Genomic DNA, 26,255 nt, shown 5'->3' with positions numbered 1-26,255 from the left:
TCCGGCCCGTTCCCGTCCGGAGGCCGGCTGATTCCATTTGGCATGGAGCCCGGCGGAACGGACCGTGCCGTCCAGGTTCTTTCCTCCTGACGGTCAGTTGCCGTAGATGTGGGTGTACGGTTCGTCGCTGCCCGGTTCCTTCACAATGACGGAGACCGGCCCGTTGACCGAAGTGACGCTCACTTCCACCTTCGTCGCCGGGAAGTGGTCGACGACGAGGCCGGAGAGATGCTGGGTGAATCCGATCACTTCAGCCTCCCCGTAGAATTCGATCGGCACGTCGATCTTCAGCGAGGCGATCGTCCCGTTCTGATAGAAGCCGGTGCCGATCACGTTGACGAAGCTGCTGAAGTACTTGTCGACGTCCTGCTTGAAGTTCCGGAACTTCGTATCCATGTCCCGGTACTTGTCTGCATTGGTCGACGTCGGGAAGATGACGTATTCCTCGTCGATCGCATCCCAGCCCGACAGGACGTCCTTCCCTTTCTCCGCTGTGGAAACGGCGAAGTAAGAGCCCGGAGAGATGTCGTTCTTGCTGCTCTGGCGGTATAGGCCGACCACAATCGGCACCTGGGCGAGCCCCTCGATCTTCCGCATCCGCTTGACGACTTCCGCGGCGGCCTTCTTGCCTTCCTCTTCGATCTTCTTCTGCGGGATGGCTCCCCCGCCTTCCGTCGTGTTGACCGAGTTGAGCGCGATTCCGATTGAGATGCCCTCAAGCCGGATCTTGTCCTCGGAAGTGCGCTTCAGGTAGTTCTGCTCGATGATGTGCGCCACATACACCGGAACTTTCCGTCTCGTTTCCTCGGCGGATCCGGATGCCTGGGGATTCAGGCCTTCCGGATAGTCCTCGGACTTGTGGGCAAGCCAGGAGCGGACCGTCTTTTCATCAAGGTACTGTCCTTCCTGGAAAAAGAAATCTTCGGTCGGATACTTCCGGTGCGACAGTCTCATCAGGCCGCTTTCCGCCTCGATGACATTGTACTTGGAATTCAGGTTGTTCACGACGAGGCCACGGGATGCGCTTTTCTTGTATGGGAGAAGCGTCCGGTAATACTCATCGCTGAGCTGCATATTCGGAATGATGACCCGCTGCTCCGTTTCCTGTTCGGGATTGTTCACGACATCCGGCTCTTTTTTCGCCGGCAGGCATCCGGAGAGCAGCACGGCGGACAGTGCCGCCGCAGTGATTAGCTTGATTTTCAACGAAGTAGAACCCCTTTATTCACTGATTGCCCGAGAAAGTGCCGCCTCGTCCCAAATTTCGATGCCGAGGCTCTCTGCCTTTTCGAGTTTGGAGCCGGCGTCTTCGCCTGCCACGAGCAGGTCTGTCTTTTTGCTGACGCTTCCGGTCACCGAGGCGCCGAGCGATTCAAGCGCGGCTTTCGCTTCATTGCGCGTAAACCCTTCGAGCTTCCCGGTGAGCACCACGGTCTTGCCGGCAAGCGGACCGTCCGTCGGGATATCCCGCTTGCGCGGTCCCGTATATTCTGTGTTGACGCCGGCGGCCTCGAGCTTTCCGAGCACCTTCCCGACGTCTTCGTTGCTGAAGTACGTCACGACCGAATCGGCGACTTTCTCGCCAATTTCATGGATCGCGGTGAGCTGTTCCCCGGTCGCCAGCCGGAGGGCATCGAGCGTTCCGAATTCCCTCGCAAGGATCTGGGCGGCCTTCTGCCCGACGTGGCGGATGCCAAGGCCGAACAGCAGCTTCTCGAGCGAATTCTTTTTGGATTGGCTGATGGCGGCGATGAGATTGGACGCCGACTTCTCGCCCATCCGGTCAAGGCCGATCAGCTGTTCTTCGGTGAGGCTGTACAGGTCGGCCGCATCCTTGATCAGCCCTTCCCCGAACAGCTGCGCGACGACCTTCTCGCCGACGCCTTCGATGTTCATCGCGTTTCTGGAGACGAAGTGGATGACTGATTCCTGCAGCTGTGCCGGGCACTGCGGGTTCACGCAGCGGAGGGCGACCTCCTCCTCGAGATGGACAAGTTCCGAATCGCAAGCCGGGCAATGGGTCGGCATCTCGTACGGTTCCTCATTCCCGGTCCGGCGCTCGGCGAGGGTCATGACAATTTCGGGGATGATGTCTCCCGCCTTGCGGACGACGACTTCATCGCCGATGCGGACGTCTTTTTCGCGGATCAGGTCCCCGTTGTGGAGCGAGGCGCGCGAGACGGTCGTGCCGGCAACACGCACCGGCTCAAGGATGGCGGTCGGGGTGACAACGCCCGTCCGGCCGACGGTCAGCTCGATATCGGTCAGCTTCGTCACGACCTCTTCCGCAGGGAATTTGTAAGCGGTCGCCCAGCGCGGGCTCTTTGCCGTGAATCCGAGCTCTTCCTGCTTGTGGAACAGGTCGACCTTGATCACGATGCCGTCGATTTCATACGGCAGATCCGGCCGTCGGTCCTGCCAGGACTCGACGAATTTGAGCACTTCTTCGATGTCCCGGCAACGCTTCGTCTCCGGGTTCGTCCGGAATCCGAGCTTCGCCAGGTATTCAAGGGAATCGGAGTGGGCGGAAAGGCCGTAGTCCGCGCCGTTGCCGCCCATACCGTACATGAACACGGACAGGTTGCGGCTCGCCGCAATCTTCGGATCGAGCTGGCGGAGTGAGCCGGCCGCGGCGTTTCGCGGGTTGGCGAACACGTCGAGCCCGTCTTCCTCACGGGCCTCGTTCAGCTTCATGAAGCTTTTCTTCGGCATGTAGGCTTCGCCGCGCGCCTCGATGTCGACTGGTTCGGTGAGCGTGAGCGGGATCGCCCGGATTGTGCGGAGATTCATCGTGATGTCCTCGCCGACGGTCCCGTCGCCGCGCGTCGAGCCCTGCACGAACCGGCCCTGTTCGTATTTCAATGAAATCGCGAGACCGTCGATCTTCAGTTCGCACACATACCGGACATCTCCGGCATCTGCACGCACGCGTCGGTCGAATTCCCGGATGTCTTCTTCATTGAAGACGTTCGAAAGGCTGAGCATCGGCGTGTCGTGGACGACTTGGCTGAATCCGGGGAGCACTTCCCCGCCGACCCGCTGCGTCGGGGAGTCCGGCATGATGAGGTCGGGATGAGCCTCCTCGATCCCAATCAGTTCTTTCAGGCGCGCGTCATATTCGGAGTCCGGCACGATCGGCCGGTCGAGCACGTAGTACGCGTGCCCGTATTCGTTCAGGAGCTTATGCAGTTCCTTGACGCGCTGTTCCAGTGCAAGTTTATCTTCCATTCGGATCCCTCCGGATCGGTCGCTATTTGGTGTGCCAATTCCGGCAGAAATGAATAATTAAATCAGTGATTTCCGTACCGGTCGCTCGCTTTCCGCGGGCATGGCCTTAGCCTCCCCGCCGCTGCGCCGCTGCGGGGTCTTCGGCTCATGCTATTCCCGCAGGAGTCTCGTGCCCTTCACTTCAATCAGACACATAGTGAGTGACTTCTTTTCAGTCCAGTTTGACTGACAGTGAACCGGATCACCGCAACTTGCCCCACCGAACGGTCAGGCTTTTTCGATCGGGGCGAATTTGGCGAGGAGGCGCTTGATGCCGACGGGTTCCGGGAAGGCGATGTCGAGTTCCTTGTTTTCCCCTTCGCCGCGGACGCTGACGACCATGCCTTCGCCCCATTTCTTGTGCTTCGCTTTGTCGCCGGCCTTCCAGCCCACGGATTCTCCACCGGTCGTCTGCTGGGCCGGGCGCTTGACCGCCGGGCGGGCCTGGCGCCGGCTGCCGAAGCCGCCGGAGATCGGCGTGCGGCCGGAGTCGGAAGCGGAGCCGCCGGATCCGATAAACTGAGTCACGTCATCCGAAATCTCGGAAATGAAGCGGGACGGGCTGTTATAGTTTGTCCGTCCGTACAGCGTGCGATACTGTGCGCTCGTCAGGAACAGCTTTTCCTCGGCACGCGTGATGCCGACGTACGCGAGGCGGCGTTCTTCCTCCATCTCTTCTTCGTCGCCGATCGACCGGGAGTGCGGGAAGACGTTCTCCTCCATCCCGATGATGAAGACGACCGGGAATTCAAGCCCCTTCGCCGAGTGCATCGTCATGAGGACGACCTGTTCGGACGAGGCGTTCTCTTCCTTGTCGAGCGAGTCGATGTCGGCGATGAGCGCCAGGTCGGTGAGGAAGGCGACAAGGGACTTGTCCCCCTCCTCTTCTTCCGCACGCTTCTCGAACGCTTCCGTGACGGACAGGAATTCCTCGATGTTCTCCAGCCGGCTCTCCGACTCGATCGACTTTTCGTTGCGGAGCATGTCGCGGTAGCCCGACTTGTCGAGCACTTCCCCGACGAGTTCGGTGACGCTCAGATACTCCTGCATCCGGGTGAACCCGGAGATGAGGTCACGGAAAGCGGCCGCCTGGTTGATCGCCCGCGGGGTGAGCCCCTGGATGAAGTCAATCTCTTTCAATGCCTCAAAGACCGACATGTCGTTGATGATCGCATGGGAGGCGATCTTCTCGAATGTGGTCGCCCCGATGCTGCGCTTCGGTTCGTTGATGATCCGGGCAAGCGACAAGTCGTCGTCGTTGTTTGAAATGAGCCGGAGGTAGGCCAGGAGGTCCTTTATCTCTTTCCGGTCATAGAACTTCGTGCCGCCGACGATCGTGTACTCGAGGTTCGACTTGACGAGGTATTCCTCCATCATCCGCGACTGGGCGTTCGTCCGGTAGAGGATCGCAAAATCGGACAGCTTGCGGTTTTCCGTCTTCATGAGCTCCAGGATCTTCGAGACGACGAACTGGGACTCGTCCTTCTCGTCGGATGCCTTGTAGACATAGATGTGCTCGCCCTCGCTGTTGTCGGTGCGGAGGTTCTTCTCGTAGCGGCTCGCATTGTTCTTGATGACGTCGTTCGCGGCTTTCAGGATCCGCTGCGTGGAGCGGTAGTTCTGCTCGAGCAGGATGACTTCCGCATCCGGGTAGTCCTTCTCGAAGGACAGGATGTTCTGGATGTCCGCGCCCCGCCAGCGGTAGATCGACTGGTCGGAGTCGCCGACGACGCACAGGTTCTTGAACTTGCCCGCCAGCATGTTGACGAGGCGGTACTGCGCATTGTTCGTATCCTGGTACTCGTCGACGTGGATGTATTGGAATTTGTTCTGATAGAATTCAAGCACTTCCGGGACCTGCTCGAACAGCTTGAGCGTCACCATGATGAGGTCGTCAAAGTCGAGCGACTGGTTTTTCCGGAGCCGCCTCTCGTAGGCCTGGTAGACGTCTGAGACGATCTTCTCCATCGGATTGAACGGGTTCACCGTTTCCGCGAACGACTTGGCGTCGATGCATTCGTTCTTCGCATTGGAGATGGCGTTCAGGAGCGAGCGCGGGTCGTATTGCTTCGGATCGAGGTTCAGTTCCTTCAGGACATTCTTGACGACCGTGAGCTGGTCGGAGCCATCGAGGATCGAGAATGTCTTCGAGAAGCCGATCCGGTCGATGTCGCGGCGCAGGATGCGTACGCACATCGAGTGGAACGTGGATACCCACATCCGCTCGCCGGTCCCCGGCCCGAGCAGCCCGTCGATCCGGTCGCGCATCTCGCGCGCGGCCTTGTTCGTGAATGTGATGGCGAGGATCTTCGACGGATATACCTGCTTTTCGACGATGAGGTAAGCGATCCGGTGCGTCAGGACGCGTGTCTTTCCGGATCCGGCGCCGGCCATGATGAGCAGCGGGCCCTCCGTCGTCCGGACGGCTTTCGCCTGTTCCGGGTTCATGCCGTTGAGAAGATTATTTGAAATGGTTTCCATGTTGGCTCCTTTCGTTCGTGGCTGGTGAATGGTAATGGAGAGCGTGTTGATCTGCGTGCCTGGCACTCGCTTTCCGCGGGCATGGCTTCAGTCTCCTCGAGCTTCGCTCTGCGGGGCCTTCAGCTCATGCTTTTCCCGCAGGAGTCTCGTGCCCTGCACTCCGATCAACTTTCAAAGTCAATCATTCACCCTATATCAATCAAATCAGACCGTTATCATTCAAGTCAGGTCATTTTATCGGTTTCTTTCACCGCACGCACGGTTTTAAGGGCGGCGGCAAGGTTGTCGTAGAGGGCGTTTCCGACGACGATGAGGTCGGCGTGTGCGGCCATTTCGGCGGCCTGTTCCGGACCTCGGATCCCCCCGCCATAGACGAGGCGGGTCTGATGGAGGACACCGGCTGCCGCGCGGACAGTTTCCGGGTCTCCGTATGTACCGCTGTACTCCAGATACAGGACGGGCAGGCGGAAGAAATGCTCCACCATCCGCGCATAGGCAAGGATGTCTTCTTCGTCGATCGCGGCGTCCGCCCCGGTGAGCTTCGCCGCCTTGCAGTCCGGGTTGAGGATGACATAGCCTTCCGGGATGACCTCTTCAAAATCCATCAGTTCCCCGAACTCCCGGATCGCCGCATGCTGATGGCCCTTGATCCACCTGGCATCATTTGTGTTCAGCACGGACGGGATGAGAAAGCCGTCGAAGCCCGGCGTGATCGCATCGGGGTCCGACACCTCCAGCATGACCGGCACCGAAAAACGCCGGATGCGCATGAGGATGGCGAGGACATTGTCGAGCGTGACCCCGTCGGTTCCCCCGACGATGATCCCGTCCGTCCCCGACTCGCACACCCGCTCCAGCGCCTCATCATCCAACTCCTTGGCAGGGTCCAGCTTGAACGCATGCCGCCATTCCAGAAAGTCCTTCATCTTGCACCCACCTGTCTTTGTTTGCGTCCCTCCATTATAACAAAAAAACGGCCGCTCCGGCCGCTCAAAAGGGACGCGGCCGACGGGACTTCCTCCCAAGGGCAAAGATACCCTGAAAAGTTGCGAGTGAGGAGAGTTTGGGGCCGAGTGAGGAGAGTTTCGTCTTGAGTGAGGAGAGTTTGACCACGAGTGAGGAGAGTTTCAGCTTGAGTGAGGTGAGTTTTCCCGATTCACGGGCTTTTGGTCCAATCGATCCCGTTCAGACAATAAAAAACACCGGCATTGCGCCGGCGTTTTTAATACTCTCTATGAGTGAAGCCGAATGCCGAAGTGCTGTTCAAGAATGGCTGTTTTCTCACCGTCCTCAATGTCTCTGCTTTCCTTTTCCCCGTTCCGCGTGATCGTCAGTTTGTCATCCGACAGCGTGATCCGGCCGTCCGGCACGGCAATCGTGGCGATCTGTTTCTGTGTGAAGTTCGATTCCGGGGAAGTCTGGTTGAACCCACAGGCTTCTTCGAACTCGTCCAGCTTCCTCGGCGTCAGGTCAAACTTGAGCAGCGCATGCCAGCCGCCTTCCCCTTTCCGCTGCAGTTCGTAGGTTCCCTCTTCCACTTCCACGGCACGGTAGACTCCGCTGACATCTTCTTTCGCTTCACCGGTCAGCGAAATCGGTACCCGTGCGGAGTCGCCGAATCCGACATCCACGAGGTACGGCTGATCCAGCTCCACAATCTGCGCTGCATGGCTTTTTTCCATTGCCCACGTACCGTCAGGCCTCAGGACGGTCGCCGCGATCAGACGCGTGTTGTAGCCGAGCTCGCCCAGCAGCCAGTTGAACAGGCCGTTCAGTTCGTAGCAAAATCCGCCGCGGTGATGTTCTACCACCTTTTCGTAATAGCCGGCCGGATCCAGTCCGATCGGGACCTTGCGCATGACGTCCAGGTTCTCAAACGGAATGTGAAGCATGTGCTGTTCCTGCAGCCGACCGAGCAGTTCCAGATCGGCTTTACCGGTGTCTTCCACACCGATCCGTGCCAAATAACGCTTGATGTCCATATTCACGTCTCCTTTTCCAGCGGGCCGCTGCCTGCATCCTCATCCGCTTATCTATAAATCCAATTATATAAGAGAATCCCCTTCAATGTGCTGCCGGCGGATTGGCGCGCAAGGCCTCGGACTGCCGGCCCCGATCGGCTCCCAAACAAAAAACTGCAGACAAGGAGGAAGGGCCTCACTTTGCCTGCAGTCCAAGCGGATTTACTCATCCGCCGCATTTCCGCAATCTTATTTAATCGGGATCCAGATTTCCGAATACAGGTCCGGGCTCGATGGATCTTCATCTGAATAAACTTCCAGCTCCGGTGTTCCTGCATGCGCATAGCCGCTCGAGGGGAACCATTCGGAGAAGATTTGCTTCCACACCTTTTGCATGGCATCCGGCATCGGTCCGTGGACCTCGAATACCGCCCATCTGGATGCGGGGATCTCCAGTACGGACAATCCGTCGACGCGCTCCCCCTCGTACGCCGTGCCGATCCAATAGTCAATGGCGCTGGCAGTTTTGCCGACGCATACCCCCAGCACTCCCTTGATCGGGCCATTGTTCAGCTTGAACAATAATTCGTCGGTTCCGTCTGCATTGACCTCATCCCACATTTTCGGGATGCCGGCAAGGTTCTGTTCATTGACCAGTGAAAATTCCCGCTTCACCCCGGCTACCTCAAAAGCATCACGATCGACAATCTTGTAATTCAACGGTTCTGCCCCTTTCAGATTCACCTGGACGACCAGGCGTTGATAAGATGTCAGCTTCCCCATAAACTTCCGTGCTTCCGACGGGGTGACCCCGTGTTGCCGGCGGAACGCTTTTGAGAAAGCCTCGGGGGTTTCGTACCCATACTTGTAGGCAAGATCGATAATTTTCGTGTCTGAACTCGTCAGCTCTTGCGCAGCCAATGTCAGGCGGCGGCGCCTCAAATACTCACCGACCGACATCTCGGTCAAGATCGCAAATGTACGCTGGAAGTGAAACGCCGAAAAGTTCGCCTGCTGCGCGATCTCCTCCATCGAAGGATCATCGAGCAAATGGTCTTCCATATAATCGATTGCGGCCTGTAAAGATCCGACCCACGTCATGTCCGTCACCCCTTGTTTACATCTTATCCGCGCTTCACCGCTGAATCCTGTCATTCCGTGCTTTGCTTGAACAGGTCGACGCCCCGGTCGTCGTACATATGAAAAATCGACCGTTTCGTTTCGTTCACGACGAACACATCCGGCGGATACAGGCTGCCGGCGTGCCGGAGACGGGGTTGTCCCGCGAAGTCCCGGCCGGAGATGGCGCACAGAAGCGGGCGCCACCGTACATCCCCCTTCCTGCATGGGAGGATGAGCCGGCAAACCGGGATGCGTTCTTCGCCGTCATGCCAGATTTCCCGTCCCGAATCCATCCGGTATTTCAATTTCGGGTGTTTCAGGTATTTTCCAATCACGCCGGGCCTGGCCGGATAGCCGTTCATGACGAGGATCAGTTCATCGTCCGCGTCCGTCTGCCTGCTGAGCAACACGAACGCCCGGCGGGCCACTTCTTCGAAGTATCCGGGAGCGAGCCTGCCATCCGCTCCCAACGGGTCCAGTCCTTCATTGAGCGGAACGTGGACCGTTTCCCGCCAGTGAACGTGAAAACCCGGGAGCAGCCTGACTCCCGGGAAATTCTTCATGACTTCTGACAGCCTCTGGGCGGCGGGGGATTTCATTCCCCGTCCTCCTCTCCCATCCGGCTCAGGATCTCGTTGTAGCCGCCGGAACCGTAGTCGAAGCAGCGGCGCACGCGGGAGATGGTGGCAGTGGAGGCGCCGGTTTCATTCTTGATGTTTTCATAGGTGTAGCCTTTTTTGAGCATGCGGGCAACGTTGAGCCGCTGGGACAGCGACTGGATCTCGCTGATTGTCGCAAGGTCGTCGAAGAACCGGTAGCATTCATCGAGATCGCGGAGCTCCAGGATGGCTTCAAACAGTGCATCGGTCTGTGGTCCGCGCAGTTTATCGAGTGCCACGGGCGGCCCCTCCTTTATGTCTATTTCAAATACTGTTACTCTGTGTAGCCGACGCTGCCGGACAGGCCCGGCGAGTCCGGCACGACGTGGATCCACGTCTTTCCTGGTGCGAGCGGGAACGGCTTGCTGCCGTCCATGACAGTCGGAACGCCGCCGAGGCTCTTCCACTCGGCCTTTTGGAACAAGCCGTCACGGAATACGTAGGCCGCTCCGCCGGTGCCGAAGTCGATGGCCCGCCGTCCCTTTTCATCGATGATCCGGTGTGGGGCTTCCAGGACGAGGATGTTCGACAGGGCAAGTTCCTCCCCCGTTTCGGCGTCCGCTGTCGCCTCGCCCCCGGACGACCGGGCATACGTTCCTTCGGCCGGATCGTATGTGTACCGGCTTTCGAATGCCTGGTTGCGGCCGTACGAGATTTCGATCGTGGCCGCATTTTCGGCCGCGTCCGGCAATTCCTCGTCAAACCGCCAATCCGGGTCCGCCGGTCCGTTCATCCGGAATCCGTTTTGATCTGCGCCCTTCAGGATGGCATCGCCGGAAATGTAGGAATTGTGCGGAGCCACCCGGTCAGACGAACGCTTGAACAGCGAACCGTCGTACTTCATGCCGTTGAGATGGTCGACCGCTCCCGATTCCAGCATCGTCTGGGCATCCGGACTGTAGCCGTGCGCGATGTAGAGCGCATCATGCGCGGCTGCCAGATCGACGAAGTAGTCCCGTGCACTCCGGACCGGACCGATCCGGTCGGGCAGTTCCGATTGATACAGTGCGAGCAGCCGGGTGATCTCCCCTTCTGCCAGCATTTCATAGACGATATCCGCTCCGGACAGCCCCGACTGCGGCCGGGCCTTTGGATGATTGTTGACCGTCACGAGCACCGGCCTCATGTCGGGCGCTTCCGCCATGCCGAGCCCCGTATACGGCGCTGTATATGAATTTTCCGCGGGAGCCCCCGTCGTCACGGTCCCGTCGTCTCCGGGTTCCGCCGTCTCCGGTCCGTCTTTGTCCTGGCACCCCGCCAGAAGGCAAATCACGGCCAAAGCCGGCATCCAACCTTTCTTCATCTACTCAAATTCCCCCTAAACCATTCACTCTCTATCCAGTCTATGTCACGTCCGAGTCAGCGCATGAGCGCCGGGAACAGCACTTTCCGGTTCATGACGTCATAGATCCCTTTTTGGGTGATCCGCACGTACGGCAGATGCGTCGACATGAGGAACAGGAGCGTGTAGACGGCGTCGCCATGCTTGTAGCCGCGTGCACGGAGCTCGGCCTTGATCGTCTTTTCGTCTTCCATGAGCGCTTCCATCGGCTTGTCCGACATGACGCCGGCCAGTCCGAGCGGGAGTTCCGAGACGACTTCGCCGCCTTCCGCGAGCACGAGCCCGCCGCCGATCTCCTTCATCCGGTCGAACGCAAGCTTCATGTCGGCCGAATTTTTCCCGATCATGATGATGTCGCCGGTGCTGGAATAAGAGGAGGCGAATCCCTGCACCTCGTCCGCAAATCCTTTGATGAGCGTGTTCACACGCCATTTCCCCGCGCGGTCGATCAGGATGAGGAAGCTCTGGTCCTGACCGGACGGCAGCCGCTGGTCGGACGGGTCGACATCGACGCTGTACGGCTTCGTGATCACGTCGTTCACCATCTCGATCCCGAACGGGAAGGAGAACTGGAAGTCGCCGTCATCCAGCTCGTACGGCACATCGAATCCGCCGAGCCACGACCAGTCAATGTCCTTGAACGGTTCGGTGTCTTTCCCGTCGCGGCGCAGCCAGACTCCCTTTGAAAGGACATCCGTCGGCACCGGGTTGTCGATGCTCTCGAGGAAATTCAAATTCGCATACCGGCCGGTCGCAATGAGTCCGTGCAGGTCATCCATGTCGTAATACCGGGCAATATTATATGTAGCCATCGCATAGGCGTCTTCCGGTTTCACACCGGCTTCGAGCGCCACCCGGATGCATTTGTCCATGACGCCGTCTTCATGAAACGAAGGCGTCGAGCCGTCGGTCGTCATCATGAGCTGATCAAACACGTCGAGTTTCCGTTCGAGGACGCCCTTCAGCAGGTCCGGCAAATCCGGACGGATCGACGAGTGACGGAGCGTCACCGCATAGCCGTGGAGCAGCCGGTTTTCCACTTCGTCGATCGTCATCGCCTCGTGGTCCCCGTCGGCGCCGAGCAGCTTCAGCCTTGCAAGCGTCCGGCCCGAGGCTCCCGGAAAATGGCCTTCCACTTTCATGCCGGCATCTCTGGCCTGCTGCATCCAGAGCAGCATCTGGTCGTCGCCCGCGACCAGCCGCGGCCACGCCGTCAGCTCTCCGCCCATGAGCACGTCCGGACGGGCGATCCATTCCCCGACCGACTGGTGGGTGTACAGCTCTTCCTCCCGGTCAAGCTGCGTCTGCGAGTCGAACCTCGACCACCAGTAAAATGAAAACGGCAATTCCTTGAGCTGATCGAGGATTGCAAACGCTTTCCAGTTTTCCATCGACAAAAACAGCACGCTGTTGTCAGAGATGAAGGTCGTCGTTCCCCGCCTCGATGCATAATCGGCAAACTTGAGGGGATTATAAAGCTGATACGGGTGGACATGCGGCTCGATATAGCCCGGCACGATCACCTTGCCCGCGGCATCCATGAACTCCGTGCCGTCGGTGTTTTTCGGCATGTCCGGCCCGGCATAGACGATCCGGTCACCGGAGATCCAGATGTTCCCTCCGATCCATTTTTTCAGGACCCCGTGGAGGTACGTCGCGTTATGAATGACGAGCTCCGGCGCCCGCTTGCCGTCGATGACCGCGGCCTGTTTCCGGAGCTCGTGGATTTTCCATGAAGAATGAGCCAACGTTCGTCCCCCCTGTCTCTCTGCTTGCTTTATCTTATCACAGTGTGAAAGCGAAAAAAAGACGCGCTGCCTGGCTGCGCGTACGGAAAGGTTGAATGAATGATGAACGATCAGACAATCAACATCGGCACAAAAAGTGCTTACATGCGGTTCGGATCGGGCATGGCAATGCTCGCCTGGGGCACCGTGCGCATGATCCGCAAGCCGGATGAAATGGCCGGACCGCTTCTCGTCCTGTTCGGCGCCTGCAAAGCGGCGGAAGGCGTCGCCCGCTACTGCCCGATGAAGGAAATGATGAACGGCGGTGCCGAGTCCCTCATGCAGCCGAACGTGAGCGGCGGCACCCTCCCGAAAGTGTCTCCGGCGGACGGCTCGGGCAGCGGGTCCTCTTCCGGCGACACCGGCTCGATCATCCAGGCATTCCTGCAGGGCGGCAACGACGGAGCGTCGGGCCAAGGTTCCGGCCAAGGTTCCAACCCGAATCAGGGCTCGAAACCAAGTCAGACCGGCAGCAACTCGGGACAAAACGCCCAATCCGGCCAACCCTCCAATTCCGGACAGAGCTCCAAGTCCGGTCAAAACTCCAATTCCGCTCAATCCTCCAATTCTGGACAAAGCGGGAAGCAGGGACAGGGCTCCGGCAAAAACGATTCTTCATCCGCCAAGAAAAATGACCCGATGCAATCGATCTGAATCAGACAACCCTTTACCGGACGGCCTGGCCGTCCGGTTTCGTGTGCGCCCGCCGGTCCGGCAAAAGCGAGCCCAGGCAGCCATCACGGAGAGCACGGCACGGGTTCGGATTGTATGAATATAGCCGACTCTCGGGATGCGGAAGCTGAGGCCCATTATCGTCCCCGCTCCTTTCCCTCATTTTATCATATCCCGCATCCATATGTTAGAATATTTAAAACAAATGACGGGAGGATTTCAGCATGGTCTACCGGAAGGATCAGTTCGTGTTCAGCGGGCACCGGCCGCTCCCCGCTGTGATCCGGCTCTACAAGGAAGAAGATTTCGATGGGCTCATCGACATCCAGCGCGAATGTTTCCCGCCGCCGTTTCCCGAAGAACTGCTTTGGTCGATGGAACAACTGGAGAGCCACATCCGGCATTATCCGGAGGGCGCACTGTGCGCCGAAGTGGACGGTGAACTCGCAGGCTCGGTCACGTCGCTCCGGATTCATTTCCAAGAGGACGATCCGGATCACTGCTGGGAAGACGTGACCGGCGGCGGGTTCATCCATACGCACGTGCCGGACGGCAACACGCTCTACGTCGTCGACATCAGCGTGCGCCCCGCCTTCCGCCGGATGCAGATCGGCCGCCTGCTCCTTCATAGCCTGTACGAGCGCGTCGTCGCAGACGGGATGGACCGCCTGCTCGGCGGAGGGCGCATGTCCGGCTATGCGGCATGCGCCCACGAAGCCGCCCCCGACGAATACATCCGGCAGGTGCTCGCCGGGACTCGTCAGGACCCGGTCATCACCTTCATGCTGAAAAGCGGCCGGACCCCTCTCCGGGTTGTCGCCGATTATCTGGAAGACGAAGAATCCGCCGACCACGCGGTGCTTATGGAATGGCGGAATCCGTTCAGGTTGACCGGCGGTTGACCGCGTCCCGAAAAACGATCAAAAGTCCGGATCCGCATCCGGACTTTATTAATTCACCATCCAATTGCGGTTTCCCGCATCCTGACCTCATACGATGACCGGCCGGTCTGCAGAGGAATGCCCCTCAGCCACTTCCCTGATCTTTTCCGCGATTTTCTGCTCCAATTCCCCCTCCCCGATAACGGACTCTTTGGCAAGAGGTGCAAGCTGATCGTGATGGCCGATCATCACGGTGTGGACTGCATTTTCGAACATCGTGATATCATTTGCATCATTGCCAAATGCCACATACCCTTCCTTCTCGATTCCGAGCGTCTTGAGCGCACTCCATTTATGGATGCCTTTCGGGCTTATGTCCAGCACCTCCTCATTGCCGTGCCTGTTCACATACACGTCGAGTTGGGTCAATCGTTCAGCCAGTTGCCCATGATCCCTTGAAGTCAGAATCAATACTTTGACAACCGAAGCCAAGGTATCCAGTGCCACCCGTTCAGCCAGTTTTGCAGGATCCACATTCTGTAAGATCGGATGATCTGCAGGGCCGGTGTAGGCATAGTCCCAATCCCCGTCGATCAGGAAGGTGGCCTCGAATTCATCAATCAGCCGTGTGATCTCAATGAATTCTTCGGGTGAGAACGCTGCCGAATGAACGATCTCTCCCCGGTCTGAGATCAGCGACCCGTTGCCTCCAATCAGGACATGGCGATGAAAATCCCCGCGCAGGACCGGAAGCATGTCCCGGATCGGCCGGGCAGATGCGAAGATCACCTGATGCCCCTTTTCCGTAAGTTCTGCAAGGGCATCGAGGATTTTGTCTGATACGGGCTGCCCCTTAAAACAAATTGTTCCGTCCAAATCAAATACAAAATTCATTTTCCATGACTCCTGACTGTTCGTTTTTGAAGCCGCCTGGCTTTTCTGCAGCCGGCCCGGACGGCCATCTTTGCCCATGACGTTAAAAGCACAAGAAGCGCCGGTGAACAGCATTGCTTCTTGTGCTCAATTTGGTGTGCAATCGGCGATCAGAATAAGCGAATCGCGGTTCTCAATCCATCGCACGCCGGCCGATGTCGGACCGGTAGAAGAACCCCGGCCATTCCACCGAGTCGAGTGCGGCGTATGCTTTTTTGCCTGCTTCTTGCAGCGACTCCGCAGTGGCGGACACGAGGATCACGCGGCCCCCGCTGCCGGCGAAGCGGGCGCCTTCAGCTTTTGTTCCGGCGTGGAACACGTCGAGTCCCGCTTCTTCAAGGCGGTTCAGTTCCGGAAGAAGAGAGCCTTTCTGCACGTCTCCGGGATAGCCGTCCGCGGCGATGACGACGCCGAGGCAGGCGCCTTCCTCCCACTCCGGTTCTGCCGGATTGCCATCCAGCAGTCCGGCGAGGAATTCAGCGAGGTCCGATTTGAGCTGCGGCAGGACGACCTGGGTTTCCGGGTCGCCGAAGCGCGCATTGAATTCAATCGTTTTCGGTCCGTCTTCGGTAAGGATGAGGCCGGCGTACAGGATGCCAGTGAACGGCGTGCCTTCCGATTCCATCGCCCGGACGGTGCGTTCGACGATCTGGTCATATGCGGTGCGTACCGCTTCCTGCGGGATATGCGGGACCGGCGAGTAGGCGCCCATGCCGCCCGTGTTCGGCCCTTCATCCCCGTCGAATGCCCGCTTGTGATCCTGCGACAGCGGCATCGGGAAGATCCGGCCGCCGTGCACGAATGACATGAAGCTGAACTCTTCCCCGTCGAGGAATTCCTCGATGACGACCCGGGCGGACGAATCGCCGAATTTGCGGTTGCCGATCATGTCGTCGACCGCTTCGAGCGCCTCGTCGAGCGTCATGGCGACGACGACGCCTTTTCCGGCAGCGAGTCCGTCCGCCTTGATGACGATCGGTGCGCCTTCATCGCGGATGTATGCCTTGGCTTCGTCCGCGTCGGTGAACGTTTCGTACTTGGCCGTCGGGATGCCGTATTTCTTCATCAGTTCTTTGGCGAATGCCTTCGATCCTTCCAGCTGCGCGGCCGCTCGGTCAGGTCCGAACACGCGGAGGCCCTGTTCTTTGAAGTGATCGACGATGCCGCCGGCGAGCGGCTGCTCCGGCCCGACGAATGTGAGTCCGACTTGATGATCTTTGGCGAAGTCCGAGAGTTTGTCGAACTCCATGACGCCGATCGGCACGAGTTCGGCGTCATTTCTCATGCCGTCGTTTCCGGGTGCCACATATACTTTGCCGACCGACGGAGATTTGGCGAACTGCCGCACGAGCGCATGCTCCCGGCCGCCGCTTCCGATTACGAGAACGTCCATTTTTCCACTCCTTGCGAAAACAACCTGCTTTCCGGCAGGTTGTTTTCTGTGATGGTGGGTTATGACCCTGTTTGCTTAACACTCGGAGGCCTTTGCTTAACACTCACAGCCGTTTGCTTAACATTCAACCGCATTTGCTTAACACTCAGCGCCCGTTGCTTAACATTCGGCAAATCCCGATCAATGTTTGAAGTGACGGATGCCCGTGAAGACCATCGCAATGCCGTATTCGTCGGCTTTCTTGATCGAGTCTTCGTCTTTTTTCGAGCCGCCGGGCTGGATGATCGCCGTGATGCCGGCTTTGGCGGCGGCTTCGACGGTGTCGTCCATCGGGAAAAACGCATCCGATGCGAGGGCGGCACCATTCGCACGTTCACCGGCCTGCTCGAGGGCGATTTTCGCCGCGCCGACGCGGTTCATCTGGCCGGCGCCGACGCCGAGCGTGCGGTGGGCGTCCGAAACGACGATCGCGTTCGACTTTACATGCTTGACGACTTTCCAGCCCAGCTTGAGCGCTTCCCACTCTTCTGCCGTCGGCTCGCGCTTCGTGGCGACACGTACTTCCGCATCGTCCAGAGAAGCCGTATCCGGTTTCTGCATGAGGAGTCCGCCTTCGACGGTGACAGATGTCCACTCGTCGCGCTTGCCTTCCGAGCCGCCGAGCTTCAGCAGGCGGATGTTCTTTTTCTTCGTGAGGATTTCAAGCGCCTCGTCCGTGTAGCCCGGCGCGATGATGATTTCCAGGAAGATGCCGGCGAGCTGCCCGGCCGTGGCGGCGTCCACTTCCCGGTTGAGGGCGATGATGCCGCCGAAGATCGAGACCGGGTCAGCTTCATATGCGGCCTTGAACGCATCGGAGAGCGTGGCCGCCGTGCCGACGCCGCACGGGTTCATATGCTTGACCGCGACGGCCGCCGGATCGCCGAACTCGCGGACGATGCCGATTGCGGCGTTCGCATCCTGGATGTTGTTGTAGGAAAGTTCCTTCCCGTGGAGCTGCTCCGCGCGGGCGATCGAGAACTCGCCGCCGAGCGGCTTGCTGTAGAACGCCGCTTTCTGGTGCGGGTTCTCTCCGTAGCGGAGCGGCTGCTTCAGCTCGAACGTCTGCGTGACGCTCTCCGGGAATTCCTCGCCGGCGAGATCGGTCAGATAACCCGAGATGAGCGCATCGTAGGCGGCCGTATGGCGGAACACTTTTGCGGCAAGGCGGCGGCGCGTTTCAGGCGTCGTCTCTCCTTCCCCTTTCAGCTCTTCCAGAACGGACGGGTAGTCTGCGGAATCGACGAGCACCGTGAGATACCGGTGGTTCTTCGCGGAAGCGCGCAGCATCGTCGGGCCGCCGATGTCGATGTTCTCGATGGCGTCTTCGACCGTGACGTCCGGCTTTGAGATCGTCGCCTTGAACGGATACAGGTTCACGCAGACGATGTGGATCGGAAGGATGCCGTGCTCTTCCAGCTGGGCCTGATGATCCGGATCGTCATGCTTGGCGAGCAGGCCGCCGTGGACGAACGGATGGAGCGTTTTCACACGGCCGCCGAGGATTTCCGGGAAGCCGGTGACTTCATCGACTGCCGTGACGGCAACGCCGTTTTCCTTCAGATGGTTCATCGTCCCGCCGGTCGACAGGATCTCGTAGCCGAGCGATTCCAGTTCTTTTGCGAACTCCAGAATGCCGGTCTTGTCCGATACGCTGAGCAGTGCTCTCTTTTTCACGGGTAGGGCCTCCTTATGTATGGGGAAAATAAACGCAGAACGCCGGCGGTCTGATCGGGCCGGCGTACTGGGAATGATGACAAGTGCGGGGTGCGAACAGCCGGTCAGACCCGGGTCTGTTCCTCCGCCAATAGTTTCTGCAGAGCTTCCTTGTACAGGACATGCTCGACTTCGTGGATGGCGGCTTCGGTCAGCTCGCGGTTGCCCGGGACGACCGGGACTTCCCGCTGCAGGATGACCGGGCCGGTGTCCATGCCTTCATCGACAAAGTGGACGGTGACGCCGGTCGTCTCTGCCCCGGCATTCAAAGCCTGGCCGACCGCATCCTTGCCCGGGAATGCCGGGAGGAGCGACGGATGGATATTGACGATCCGGTTCGGGTACGCCTCGAGCAGCGTCGGGCCGATGAGGCGCATGTAGCCGGCGAGGATGATCCAGTCGATCTCCTCGTCACGGAGCCGGGCAAGGATGGTCTGTTCGTACGCAGCCTTGTCCGGGAACGCCTTCGGATTGACGGCTGCGGCCGGGATGCCGAGCCGTTCGGCACGCGTGATCACGGCCGCCAGCGGTTTGTCGGTGAGCAGGATCGGGATTTCGGCGTCGAGCTCGCCTGTTCGGACCGCTTCTGCAATCGCCTCGAAGTTCGATCCGCTGCCGGAGGCGAACACCGCGATGCGGGGCTTTCGGCTCATGCCTCCCCGCTCCCTTCGGGGTTGAGCGTCCCGTCATGTGCTCCGTTGAAGACCACGCCTTCACCACGGACGACGCGGCCGATGATCGACGCGTCTTCACCGTGTTCCGCAGCCAGGCGGACGGCTTCCTTCGCATCCGCTTCCGGCAGGGCCATGATGAACCCGATGCCCATGTTGAACACGCTGTACAGGTCGCGGTCGGCAAGCCGGCCTTTCTCCTTCAGCATCCGGAACACCGGAAGCACCGGCCAGGATCCGAGGTCGATCTCCGCAGCCAGACCTTCCGGGAGCATGCGGGGCACATTTTCATAGAATCCGCCGCCCGTCACATGCGCCATGCCGTGGACGTCGAGTTTCCGACTGATCTCCAAGACCGGCTTGGCGTAGATTTTCGTCGGGACGAGCAGGGCTTCCGCCGCCGTTCCGAGTTCCTCGTAGCCTGCGATGCGCTCGTCGGGACGGTAGCCTTCCTGTTCAAAGACGATCTTGCGGACGAGGGAGTAGCCGTTCGAGTGGATCCCGCTGGAGGTGAGGCCGACGAGCACATCGCCTTCGCGGATCGCCCCTCCGGTCACGATGTCCTTCTTCTCGGCCGCACCGACTGCAAAACCGGCGAGGTCGTATTCGTCCTCTTCATACAAGCCCGGCATTTCGGCCGTTTCGCCGCCGATCAGTGCGGCGCCCGCCTGGACGCAGCCGTCGGCGACGCCTTTGACGATCGCCTCGACGCGTGCCGGGACCGCTTTCCCGAGTGCGACATAATCGAGGAAGTACAGCGGCTCCGCACCTTGGGCGACGATGTCGTTCACGCACATCGCGACGCAGTCGATGCCGATCGTGTCATGCCGGTCCGCCATGAAGGCGACTTTGAGCTTCGTGCCGACGCCGTCCGTCCCCGATACGAGGACCGGCTCTTTCAGGCCGAGCTGCGACAGGTCGAACATTCCGCCGAATCCGCCGAACGCCCCCATGACGCCTTTCCGTTCGGTGCGCGCAACATGCGACTTCATGCGTTCGACCGATTCGTACCCGGCCTCGATGTTCACGCCGGCCTGTTCATATGCTTTTGACATGGTTGAGGGTCCCCCTTAGACGAGTTCCTTTTCATGCGGCAGCTTCGTGTCCGCGTAGATGTCGGTCGGATACTTGCCGGTGAAGCAGCCGAGGCAGTGGCCGCAGTCCGGATCGGTGTCCGGGCGGCCGACCGCTTCGACGAGTCCTTCGGTCGACAGGAACGACAGCGAGTCGGCCCCGATCAGTTCCCGGATCTCATCGATCGAACGGCCGGTCGCGATCAGTTCGGAATCGGTGCTGATGTCGACGCCGTAGAAGCACGGGGCGATGAGCGGCGGTGCGCTGATCGCAACGTGGACTTCCTTGGCACCGGCGTCGCGGAGCATCTTCACGATCTTCTTCGACGTCGTGCCGCGGACGATCGAGTCGTCGATCATGACGACGCGCTTGCCTTCGACCACCTGGCGGACCGGCGACAGCTTCATCTTGACCCCGCGCTCACGTAGTTCCTGTGACGGCTGGATGAATGTCCGGCCGACGTAGCGGTTCTTGATCAGGCCCATTTCATACGGAATGCCGCTTTCCTCTGCGTAGCCGATCGCGGCTGAGATGCTCGAGTCCGGCACGCCGGTCACGACGTCCGCATCGATCGTCACTTCCTGGGCGAGCTTCTTGCCGAGGCGCTTGCGGGCCATATGGATGTTGATGCCGTCGATGTCCGAATCCGGACGGGAGAAGTAGATATATTCCATCGAGCAGATGCCGCGCCGGGCTTTCGGTGCAAACCGCTCGCTCGATAGCCCTTCGTCGTTGATGATGAGCAGTTCGCCTGGTTCGACCGAACGGACCGGTTCCGCCCCGATCAGGTCGAATGCCGACGTTTCGGAGGCGACGACCCAAGAGTCCCCGAGCCGGCCGAGCGAAAGCGGCCGGATGCCGCTCGGATCCTGCGCGACGATGAGGGAATCTTCCGTCAGCATGACGAACGCGAACGCGCCCTGCAGGAGGGAGAGCGCCTTTTTGATGCGCTCCGTCTGCGGGTAGCTGCCGCTTTTCTTGATCAGGTGGGCGAGCACTTCAGTGTCGGAGGTCGTCTGGAAGATGCTCCCCTGTTTCTCGAGATGGCGTTTCAGTTCCGTGGCATTGATCACGTTGCCGTTGACGGCGAGAGCAAGGCTTCCGGTCGTTGAACGGAAGACGAGCGGCTGGATGTTTTCAAATGCCCGGCCGCCTTCCGTCGTGTAGCGGACATGGCCGATGGCGCCGCGGCCCGTCAGCTTGTTCAGCCGGTTCCCCTGGAACACATCATTGACGAGGCCTTCCCCTTTTTCGACGAGCAGGTGGCCGTCGTTCACCGTGCAAATGCCGGCCCCTTCCTGCCCCCGGTGCTGCAGGGCATGGAGGCCGTAGTACGCGAGCTGGGCGGCATTGTCATGCCCCCATATTCCAAAGACGCCGCATTCTTCGTTCATTCCGCTGAGTTCAGCAAGCATGGGATGGCCCCTTTCCAGGCGGTTTCGAGTCGGTTGATCTCTTCTTCGATGAGTGTGCCTGCGTCCGCGCTTCTGATGACAAGGCGGGCGTCATCCGTGATGGTTCCGATGTGTTTTGCGTCTTTTACTCTCTGCCCGAACTTCTCTGCGTCTTCCGGTTTCACCGTGACGAGGAAACGGGACTGCGTTTCGCTGAACAGGGCCGTAATCGGGGATCCGGTGATTTCCACATCCGCCCCGAGTCCTTCCGTTCCGAACAGCTTTTCCGCGAGGGCGACGGCAAATCCGCCTTCCGCCAGGTCGTGCGCCGAGCGGACGAGGCCGTCCCGGATCGCCGACAGGAGTGCTTCCTGGCGTGCTGCCTCGACACCGAGGTCGATCGCCGGGGACTTGCCGGAAATCTTGCCATCGGTTAATTTTTGCAGTTCGCTGCCGCCGAATTCGGTGTGCGTTTCACCGATGAGGTAAACCTGATCTCCGGCTTCCTTCGCATGCTGGGTCGTGACGTGGTCGAGCTTCTCCACGAGGCCGACCATGCCGATCGTCGGCGTCGGATACACCGCTTCGCCGCTCCGTTCGTTGTAAAGGGACACGTTGCCGCCGATGACCGGTGCATCGAGTGCCCGGCAGGCGTCGCTGATGCCGTCTGCGGACTTCTCGATCTGCCAGAAGATGTCCGTGCGTTCCGGCGAGCCGAAGTTCAGGCAGTCGGTGATCGCGAGCGGCTTGCCACCGGAGCAGACGATGTTGCGTGCCGCTTCCGCGACGGCAATCTTTCCGCCCGTCTCCGGATCGAGGTAAATGTAGCGGGAATTGCAGTCCGCCGTCATGGCGAGCGCTTTGTCCGTGCCGCGCACCCGGACGACCGCCGCATCGGAACCCGGCTTGACGACCGTGCTCGTACGCACCTGGTGGTCATACTGGTCGTACACCCATTCCTTCGACGCGATCGTCGGCTGCTGCAGGAGGGACACGAGCGTCCCGCCGAGGTCTTCCACTTTCGGCTCGGCTGCAGCCATTGCCTGGAAGTCGCGGAAGTATTGCGGTTCCGCGGACGGCTTGTGGTAGACCGGCGCTTCTTCCGCGAGTGCGTCCGCCGGCACTTCGGCGACGACTTCGCCGTTATGGTACAGGCGGAGCATCTTGTCGTCGGTGACCCGGCCGATTGCGACCGCATCGAGGCCATATTTATGGAACAGTTCGTTGATCTCTTCTTCGCGGCCCTTTTTCACGACGATGAGCATCCGCTCCTGTGACTCGGACAGCATCATCTCGTAGGCCGTCATGCCCGTCTCGCGCTGAGGGACCAGGTCGAGGTTCATCTCGACGCCGTAGCCCGCCTTCGATGCCATCTCGGCGGAAGACGAAGTGAGGCCGGCCGCGCCCATGTCCTGGATGCCGACGAGCGCATCGGATTTCACGAGCTCGATGCACGCGTCCATGAGGAGCTTCTCCATGAATGGGTCGCCGACCTGGACGGCCGGGCGCTTCTCGTCCGAATCCTCGGTCAGTTCCTCGGAAGCGAATGTCGCGCCGTGGATGCCGTCGCGTCCCGTCTTCGCCCCGACATACATGACCGTGTTGCCGACACCCGACGCGATGCCGCGCTGGATGTCTTCGTGGTTGATGAGGCCGACCGCCATCGCGTTGACGAGGGGGTTCCCTGCATAGCACGGGTCGAACTGGACTTCCCCGCCGACCGTCGGGATGCCGATGCAGTTGCCGTAGCCGGCGATGCCGGCTACGACTTCCTCGAACAGGTAGCGCGTGCGCGGATGGTCGAGTTCACCGAAACGGAGCGAGTTCAGCAGCGCGATCGGCTGGGCGCCCATCGAGAACACGTCCCGCAGGATGCCGCCGACGCCGGTTGCCGCACCTTGATACGGCTCGATCGCGGACGGGTGGTTGTGGGATTCCATCTTGAAGACGACGGCCTGGTTGTCGCCGATGTCGACGATCCCCGCACCCTCGCCCGGTCCCTGGAGCACCTGGGGGCCTTCCGTCGGGAACTTCCGGAGGACCGGCTTCGAGTTTTTGTACGAGCAGTGCTCGGACCACATGACGGAGAACAGGCCGATTTCCGTATAATTCGGCAGGCGTCCGAGGATCTTTTCGACCATCGCGAATTCCTCGTCGGTCATGCCCATCTGCTGGTAGAGCTTCTCGTCACGGATCTGTTCGGCAGTCGGTTCAAGCATAGTTGGCATGGGATTCCCTCCACTCTTTCACGATCGATTGGAACATCTTGAGTCCGTCATCGGAGCCGAGCAGTTTCTCGACCGCGCGTTCCGGGTGCGGCATCATGCCGAGCACGTTGCCTTTTTCGTTCAGGATGCCGGCGATGTCGCCGACCGAACCGTTCGGGTTGTCTCCCGAATAAGTGAAGACGATGCGTCCGCTTTCCTTCAGCTTGCTGTACGTCTCGTCGTCGCAGTAGTAGTTCCCTTCGCCGTGCGCGATCGGAATGGTGAGCTCGTCGCCTTCCGCATATTCGGCTGTGAACATTGTTCCGGCGTTTTCCACTTTGAGGGTCACATTGCGGCACATGAACTTCAGGTCCCGGTTGCGCAGGAGCGCGCCCGGCAGGAGGCCGGCTTCGGTGAGCACCTGGAAGCCGTTGCAGACGCCGAGGACAGGCTTGCCGGCCTCCGCCGCCTTGACGACTTCCTTCATGATGTTCGAGAAGCGCGCAATCGCACCGCAGCGGAGATAGTCGCCGAACGAGAAGCCGCCCGGGACGAGGACGCCGTCGAAGCCCGACAGGTCCGCTTCATCGTGCCAGACATATTCCGCTTCTTCGCCGAGCACGTCTTTCACGGCGTGGTACATATCGAGGTCGCAGTTGGAGCCCGGAAACTGGATCACGGCAAATTTCATGCCCGCTCTTCCTCCTTGATCTCATAGCGATAGTCTTCAATGACGGTGTTCGCGAGGAGCTTTTCGCACATTTCCCGGACGGCGGTGTCCAGATCACGTTCCGACTCGTCGATCGTCAGTTCCAGAAACTTGCCGATGCGGACATCCGACACTTCGGCGTAGCCCATCGAGTGGAGCGCATCTTTCACGGCGACCCCCTGCGGGTCAAGAACACTTTCACGCAGCGTAACGAACACATTCACTTTAGTCATTTCGGTTGGCCTCCCAATCGGTTCTAATGCTTTCATGTGAATCAAATCGGTTTGCGGGTATTGCGGGTAATCTTATATCTCCGGGCGTGCTTGCAGATGAAGGTAATCTCCGCTCCGGGCCTCGCTTTCCGCGGGCAAGGCATCGAGCCTCCTCGTCCGGCTTCGCCGTCCTGCGGGGTCTCTCCGCACTTGCTTTCCCGCAGGAGTCTCGGCCTGCGCTTCGATTACTCAATATTCTTTGCAGTCTCAACTGTTAAAACATATAGCCGGTTGATTGGAGTGAAGGACGGCGACTCCTGCGGGAAAAGCATGAGCTGAAGGCCCCGCAGACGCGCAGCGTTGAGGAGACTAAAGCCATGCCCGCGGAAAGCGTCCGTCCGCAACGGAAATCAACTGCACACTCAGTCAATCAATCAGTCATTCAACCCGCAGCGGTCGAAGATGTCGTCGATGCGCTGGAGGTGGTGGTGGTAGTCGAAGCAGTCGTCAAGTTCGTCTTTGCTGAGCTTCCCGGAGATGACCGGGTCGGCTTCGACCAGTCCGCGGAACGGGACTTGTTCTTCCCATGCCTGCATGGCGAGCGGCTGGACCGTGTCGTATGCGGCTTCCCTGGCCATGCCCTTGTCGATCAGGGCAAGCAGGACGCGCTGGGAGTAGATGAGGCCGAGCGTCTTGTCCATGTTGCGCTTCATGTTTTCCGGGAACACGGTCAGGTTTTTCACGATGTTGCCGAAACGGTTCAGCATGTAGTTGATGATGATCGTCGCATCCGGGATGATGACGCGTTCCGCGCTCGAGTGCGAGATATCGCGTTCATGCCAGAGCGGCACGTTTTCGTAGGCGGTGACCATGTAGCCGCGCATGAGGCGCGACAGACCGGTCATGTTCTCCGAGCCGATCGGGTTGCGCTTGTGCGGCATCGCGGACGAGCCTTTCTGCCCTTTCGCGAAGAATTCCTCGACTTCGCGCGTCTCCGATTTCTGGAGGCCGCGGATCTCGATCGCAAACTTTTCGATCGACGTGGCGATCAGGGCGAGCGTCGAGATGTACTGGGCGTGGCGGTCGCGCTGGAGGGTCTGCGTCGACACCGGCGCGGCGGCAAGGCCAAGCTTGCTGCACACATACTCCTCGACGAACGGCGGGATGTTGGCGAACGTGCCGACCGCGCCGGACATCTTGCCGGTCTCGATCACCTTCGCGGCCGCTTCGAAGCGCTCGAGGTTGCGCTTCATCTCTTCGTGCCAGAGGGCCATCTTCACGCCGAACGTCGTCGGCTCCGCGTGAACGCCGTGCGTGCGGCCCATCATGACGGTGAATTTATGTTCTTTTGCCTTGTCGGCAAGGATCTGGATAAAGTTCTTGAGGTCTTTGCGGATGATCATGTTCGCCTGCTTGATGAGGTACGACAGCGCCGTGTCGACCACGTCGGTCGATGTCAGTCCGTAGTGGACCCATTTGCGTTCCTCGCCGAGCGTCTCCGAGACGGCACGGGTGAAGGCGACGACATCATGGCGCGTCTCCTGTTCGATCTCCTGGATGCGGTCCACCGAGAACGAGGCGTTGTCCCAGAGCTTTTTCACATCTTCCTTCGGGATGTCCCCGAGTTCCGCCCAGGCTTCGCAGGCGAGCAGCTCGACGTCGAGCCAGGCATTGTATTTATTTTCTTCCGTCCAGACATTGCCCATTTCGGGGCGTGTATAGCGTTCGATCATTT

22 protein-coding genes are annotated in these 26,255 nt (G+C 59.7%); 2 read left to right on the top strand and 20 right to left on the bottom strand.

Going from position 1 to position 26,255, the window contains the following annotated elements; genetic code table 11:
• Positions 1-93 precede the first annotated feature (93 nt).
• The 10 genes from B0B07_RS14165 to B0B07_RS14120 form a co-directional block, all read right to left on the bottom strand.
• Positions 94-1,206, bottom strand: a complete 1,113-nt coding sequence (locus B0B07_RS14165) for a CamS family sex pheromone protein (protein ID WP_084186710.1) — start codon at positions 1,204-1,206, stop codon at positions 94-96.
• Between the two features lie 15 nt (positions 1,207-1,221).
• Positions 1,222-3,228 (bottom strand): NAD-dependent DNA ligase LigA, encoded by a 2,007-nt coding sequence (ligA, locus tag B0B07_RS14160; protein ID WP_076759938.1) that lies wholly within the window; start codon positions 3,226-3,228, stop codon positions 1,222-1,224.
• Positions 3,229-3,495: 267 nt separating this feature from the next.
• On the bottom strand, positions 3,496-5,748 hold the full coding sequence (gene pcrA / locus B0B07_RS14155) for a DNA helicase PcrA (RefSeq protein WP_076759936.1): 2,253 nt from the start codon (positions 5,746-5,748) through the stop codon (positions 3,496-3,498).
• Positions 5,749-5,972: 224 nt separating this feature from the next.
• On the bottom strand, positions 5,973-6,674 hold the full coding sequence (gene pcrB / locus B0B07_RS14150) for a heptaprenylglyceryl phosphate synthase (RefSeq protein WP_076759934.1): 702 nt from the start codon (positions 6,672-6,674) through the stop codon (positions 5,973-5,975).
• 306 nt (positions 6,675-6,980) lie between these two features.
• The gene (locus tag B0B07_RS14145; RefSeq protein WP_076759932.1) at positions 6,981-7,730 is read right to left on the bottom strand and encodes an arylamine N-acetyltransferase family protein; all 750 of its coding nucleotides are present in this window, start codon (positions 7,728-7,730) and stop codon (positions 6,981-6,983) included.
• A gap of 228 nt (positions 7,731-7,958) precedes the next feature.
• Positions 7,959-8,810: an AraC family transcriptional regulator gene (locus B0B07_RS14140; protein ID WP_076759931.1), complete on the bottom strand. Its 852-nt coding sequence runs from the start codon at positions 8,808-8,810 to the stop codon at positions 7,959-7,961.
• A gap of 50 nt (positions 8,811-8,860) precedes the next feature.
• Complete coding sequence (locus tag B0B07_RS14135) at positions 8,861-9,430, bottom strand: DUF3885 domain-containing protein (RefSeq protein WP_076759930.1); 570 nt, start codon at positions 9,428-9,430, stop codon at positions 8,861-8,863.
• On the bottom strand, positions 9,427-9,729 hold the full coding sequence (locus B0B07_RS14130; protein ID WP_076759928.1) for a YerC/YecD family TrpR-related protein: 303 nt from the start codon (positions 9,727-9,729) through the stop codon (positions 9,427-9,429). The genes B0B07_RS14135 and B0B07_RS14130 overlap by 4 nt, the downstream gene beginning before the upstream one ends.
• A gap of 35 nt (positions 9,730-9,764) precedes the next feature.
• Positions 9,765-10,793 (bottom strand): DUF3048 domain-containing protein, encoded by a 1,029-nt coding sequence (locus B0B07_RS14125; protein WP_076759926.1) that lies wholly within the window; start codon positions 10,791-10,793, stop codon positions 9,765-9,767.
• A 56-nt stretch (positions 10,794-10,849) separates the two neighbouring features.
• A complete protein-coding gene (locus B0B07_RS14120; protein ID WP_076759924.1) occupies positions 10,850-12,580 on the bottom strand; it encodes an adenine deaminase C-terminal domain-containing protein in 1,731 nt (576 codons plus the stop codon).
• 102 nt (positions 12,581-12,682) lie between these two features.
• On the opposite strand from B0B07_RS14120, the gene B0B07_RS14115 reads away from it, so the two are divergent.
• Both B0B07_RS14115 and B0B07_RS14110 read left to right on the top strand, forming a co-directional pair.
• Entirely contained in the window at positions 12,683-13,273 is a 591-nt protein-coding gene (locus tag B0B07_RS14115) for a YgaP-like transmembrane domain (RefSeq protein WP_159438451.1), read from the top strand.
• Between the two features lie 242 nt (positions 13,274-13,515).
• Positions 13,516-14,193: a GNAT family N-acetyltransferase gene (locus tag B0B07_RS14110; RefSeq protein ID WP_076759921.1), complete on the top strand. Its 678-nt coding sequence runs from the start codon at positions 13,516-13,518 to the stop codon at positions 14,191-14,193.
• 87 nt (positions 14,194-14,280) lie between these two features.
• Here B0B07_RS14110 and B0B07_RS14105 read toward each other — a convergent pair whose 3' ends face one another.
• The 10 genes from B0B07_RS14105 to purB all read right to left on the bottom strand — a co-directional run bounded on the left by B0B07_RS14105 (position 14,281) and on the right by purB (position 26,253).
• Positions 14,281-15,066 (bottom strand): HAD-IIB family hydrolase, encoded by a 786-nt coding sequence (locus B0B07_RS14105; RefSeq protein WP_076760089.1) that lies wholly within the window; start codon positions 15,064-15,066, stop codon positions 14,281-14,283.
• 172 nt (positions 15,067-15,238) lie between these two features.
• Positions 15,239-16,498 (bottom strand): phosphoribosylamine--glycine ligase, encoded by a 1,260-nt coding sequence (purD, locus tag B0B07_RS14100; RefSeq protein WP_076759920.1) that lies wholly within the window; start codon positions 16,496-16,498, stop codon positions 15,239-15,241.
• Between the two features lie 180 nt (positions 16,499-16,678).
• On the bottom strand, positions 16,679-18,214 hold the full coding sequence (gene purH, locus B0B07_RS14095) for a bifunctional phosphoribosylaminoimidazolecarboxamide formyltransferase/IMP cyclohydrolase (protein WP_076759918.1): 1,536 nt from the start codon (positions 18,212-18,214) through the stop codon (positions 16,679-16,681).
• Between the two features lie 104 nt (positions 18,215-18,318).
• Positions 18,319-18,906 (bottom strand): phosphoribosylglycinamide formyltransferase, encoded by a 588-nt coding sequence (purN, locus tag B0B07_RS14090; protein WP_076759917.1) that lies wholly within the window; start codon positions 18,904-18,906, stop codon positions 18,319-18,321.
• Positions 18,903-19,979, bottom strand: a complete 1,077-nt coding sequence (gene purM / locus B0B07_RS14085; protein WP_076759915.1) for a phosphoribosylformylglycinamidine cyclo-ligase — start codon at positions 19,977-19,979, stop codon at positions 18,903-18,905. Before purM ends, purN begins: the two co-directional genes overlap by 4 nt.
• A 15-nt stretch (positions 19,980-19,994) precedes the next feature.
• Positions 19,995-21,413 carry an amidophosphoribosyltransferase gene (purF, locus tag B0B07_RS14080; RefSeq protein ID WP_076760087.1) on the bottom strand — a complete coding sequence of 473 codons (1,419 nt, stop codon included), beginning with the start codon at positions 21,411-21,413 and terminating at the stop codon, positions 19,995-19,997.
• Positions 21,389-23,620 (bottom strand): phosphoribosylformylglycinamidine synthase subunit PurL, encoded by a 2,232-nt coding sequence (purL, locus tag B0B07_RS14075; protein WP_076759913.1) that lies wholly within the window; start codon positions 23,618-23,620, stop codon positions 21,389-21,391. Before purL ends, purF begins: the two co-directional genes overlap by 25 nt.
• Entirely contained in the window at positions 23,604-24,290 is a 687-nt protein-coding gene (purQ, locus tag B0B07_RS14070; protein ID WP_076759911.1) for a phosphoribosylformylglycinamidine synthase subunit PurQ, read from the bottom strand. Before purQ ends, purL begins: the two co-directional genes overlap by 17 nt.
• Positions 24,287-24,541: a phosphoribosylformylglycinamidine synthase subunit PurS gene (purS, locus tag B0B07_RS14065; protein WP_076759909.1), complete on the bottom strand. Its 255-nt coding sequence runs from the start codon at positions 24,539-24,541 to the stop codon at positions 24,287-24,289. Before purS ends, purQ begins: the two co-directional genes overlap by 4 nt.
• A 413-nt stretch (positions 24,542-24,954) precedes the next feature.
• Positions 24,955-26,253, bottom strand: a complete 1,299-nt coding sequence (gene purB / locus B0B07_RS14060) for an adenylosuccinate lyase (protein ID WP_076759908.1) — start codon at positions 26,251-26,253, stop codon at positions 24,955-24,957.
• Positions 26,254-26,255 lie beyond the last annotated feature (2 nt).

Source organism: Edaphobacillus lindanitolerans, assembly GCF_900156305.1.
In the GTDB taxonomy this organism is placed as follows: domain Bacteria; phylum Bacillota; class Bacilli; order Bacillales_A; family Planococcaceae; genus Bhargavaea; species Bhargavaea lindanitolerans.
Note: the sequence above shows the minus strand (reverse complement) of the source record. Positions and strands in the feature narration are given on the sequence as shown.

What these genes read in the sequence shown, in the direction of transcription:
- ligA (WP_076759938.1), bottom strand. Translation starts at nt 3,228, where the DNA reads ATGGAAGATAAACTTGCACTGGAACAGCGCGTCAAGGAACTGCATAAG.
- pcrA (WP_076759936.1), bottom strand. Translation starts at nt 5,748, where the DNA reads ATGGAAACCATTTCAAATAATCTTCTCAACGGCATGAACCCGGAACAG.
- pcrB (WP_076759934.1), bottom strand. Translation starts at nt 6,674, where the DNA reads ATGAAGGACTTTCTGGAATGGCGGCATGCGTTCAAGCTGGACCCTGCC.
- B0B07_RS14145 (WP_076759932.1), bottom strand. Translation starts at nt 7,730, where the DNA reads ATGGACATCAAGCGTTATTTGGCACGGATCGGTGTGGAAGACACCGGT.
- B0B07_RS14140 (WP_076759931.1), bottom strand. Translation starts at nt 8,810, where the DNA reads ATGACGTGGGTCGGATCTTTACAGGCCGCAATCGATTATATGGAAGAC.
- B0B07_RS14135 (WP_076759930.1), bottom strand. Translation starts at nt 9,430, where the DNA reads ATGAAATCCCCCGCCGCCCAGAGGCTGTCAGAAGTCATGAAGAATTTC.
- B0B07_RS14125 (WP_076759926.1), bottom strand. Translation starts at nt 10,793, where the DNA reads ATGAAGAAAGGTTGGATGCCGGCTTTGGCCGTGATTTGCCTTCTGGCG.
- B0B07_RS14115 (WP_159438451.1), top strand. Translation starts at nt 12,683, where the DNA reads ATGAACGATCAGACAATCAACATCGGCACAAAAAGTGCTTACATGCGG.
- B0B07_RS14110 (WP_076759921.1), top strand. Translation starts at nt 13,516, where the DNA reads ATGGTCTACCGGAAGGATCAGTTCGTGTTCAGCGGGCACCGGCCGCTC.
- B0B07_RS14105 (WP_076760089.1), bottom strand. Translation starts at nt 15,066, where the DNA reads ATGAATTTTGTATTTGATTTGGACGGAACAATTTGTTTTAAGGGGCAG.
- purD (WP_076759920.1), bottom strand. Translation starts at nt 16,498, where the DNA reads ATGGACGTTCTCGTAATCGGAAGCGGCGGCCGGGAGCATGCGCTCGTG.
- purN (WP_076759917.1), bottom strand. Translation starts at nt 18,906, where the DNA reads ATGAGCCGAAAGCCCCGCATCGCGGTGTTCGCCTCCGGCAGCGGATCG.
- purM (WP_076759915.1), bottom strand. Translation starts at nt 19,979, where the DNA reads ATGTCAAAAGCATATGAACAGGCCGGCGTGAACATCGAGGCCGGGTAC.
- purF (WP_076760087.1), bottom strand. Translation starts at nt 21,413, where the DNA reads ATGCTTGCTGAACTCAGCGGAATGAACGAAGAATGCGGCGTCTTTGGA.
- purL (WP_076759913.1), bottom strand. Translation starts at nt 23,620, where the DNA reads ATGCCAACTATGCTTGAACCGACTGCCGAACAGATCCGTGACGAGAAG.
- purQ (WP_076759911.1), bottom strand. Translation starts at nt 24,290, where the DNA reads ATGAAATTTGCCGTGATCCAGTTTCCGGGCTCCAACTGCGACCTCGAT.
- purS (WP_076759909.1), bottom strand. Translation starts at nt 24,541, where the DNA reads ATGACTAAAGTGAATGTGTTCGTTACGCTGCGTGAAAGTGTTCTTGAC.
- purB (WP_076759908.1), bottom strand. Translation starts at nt 26,253, where the DNA reads ATGATCGAACGCTATACACGCCCCGAAATGGGCAATGTCTGGACGGAA.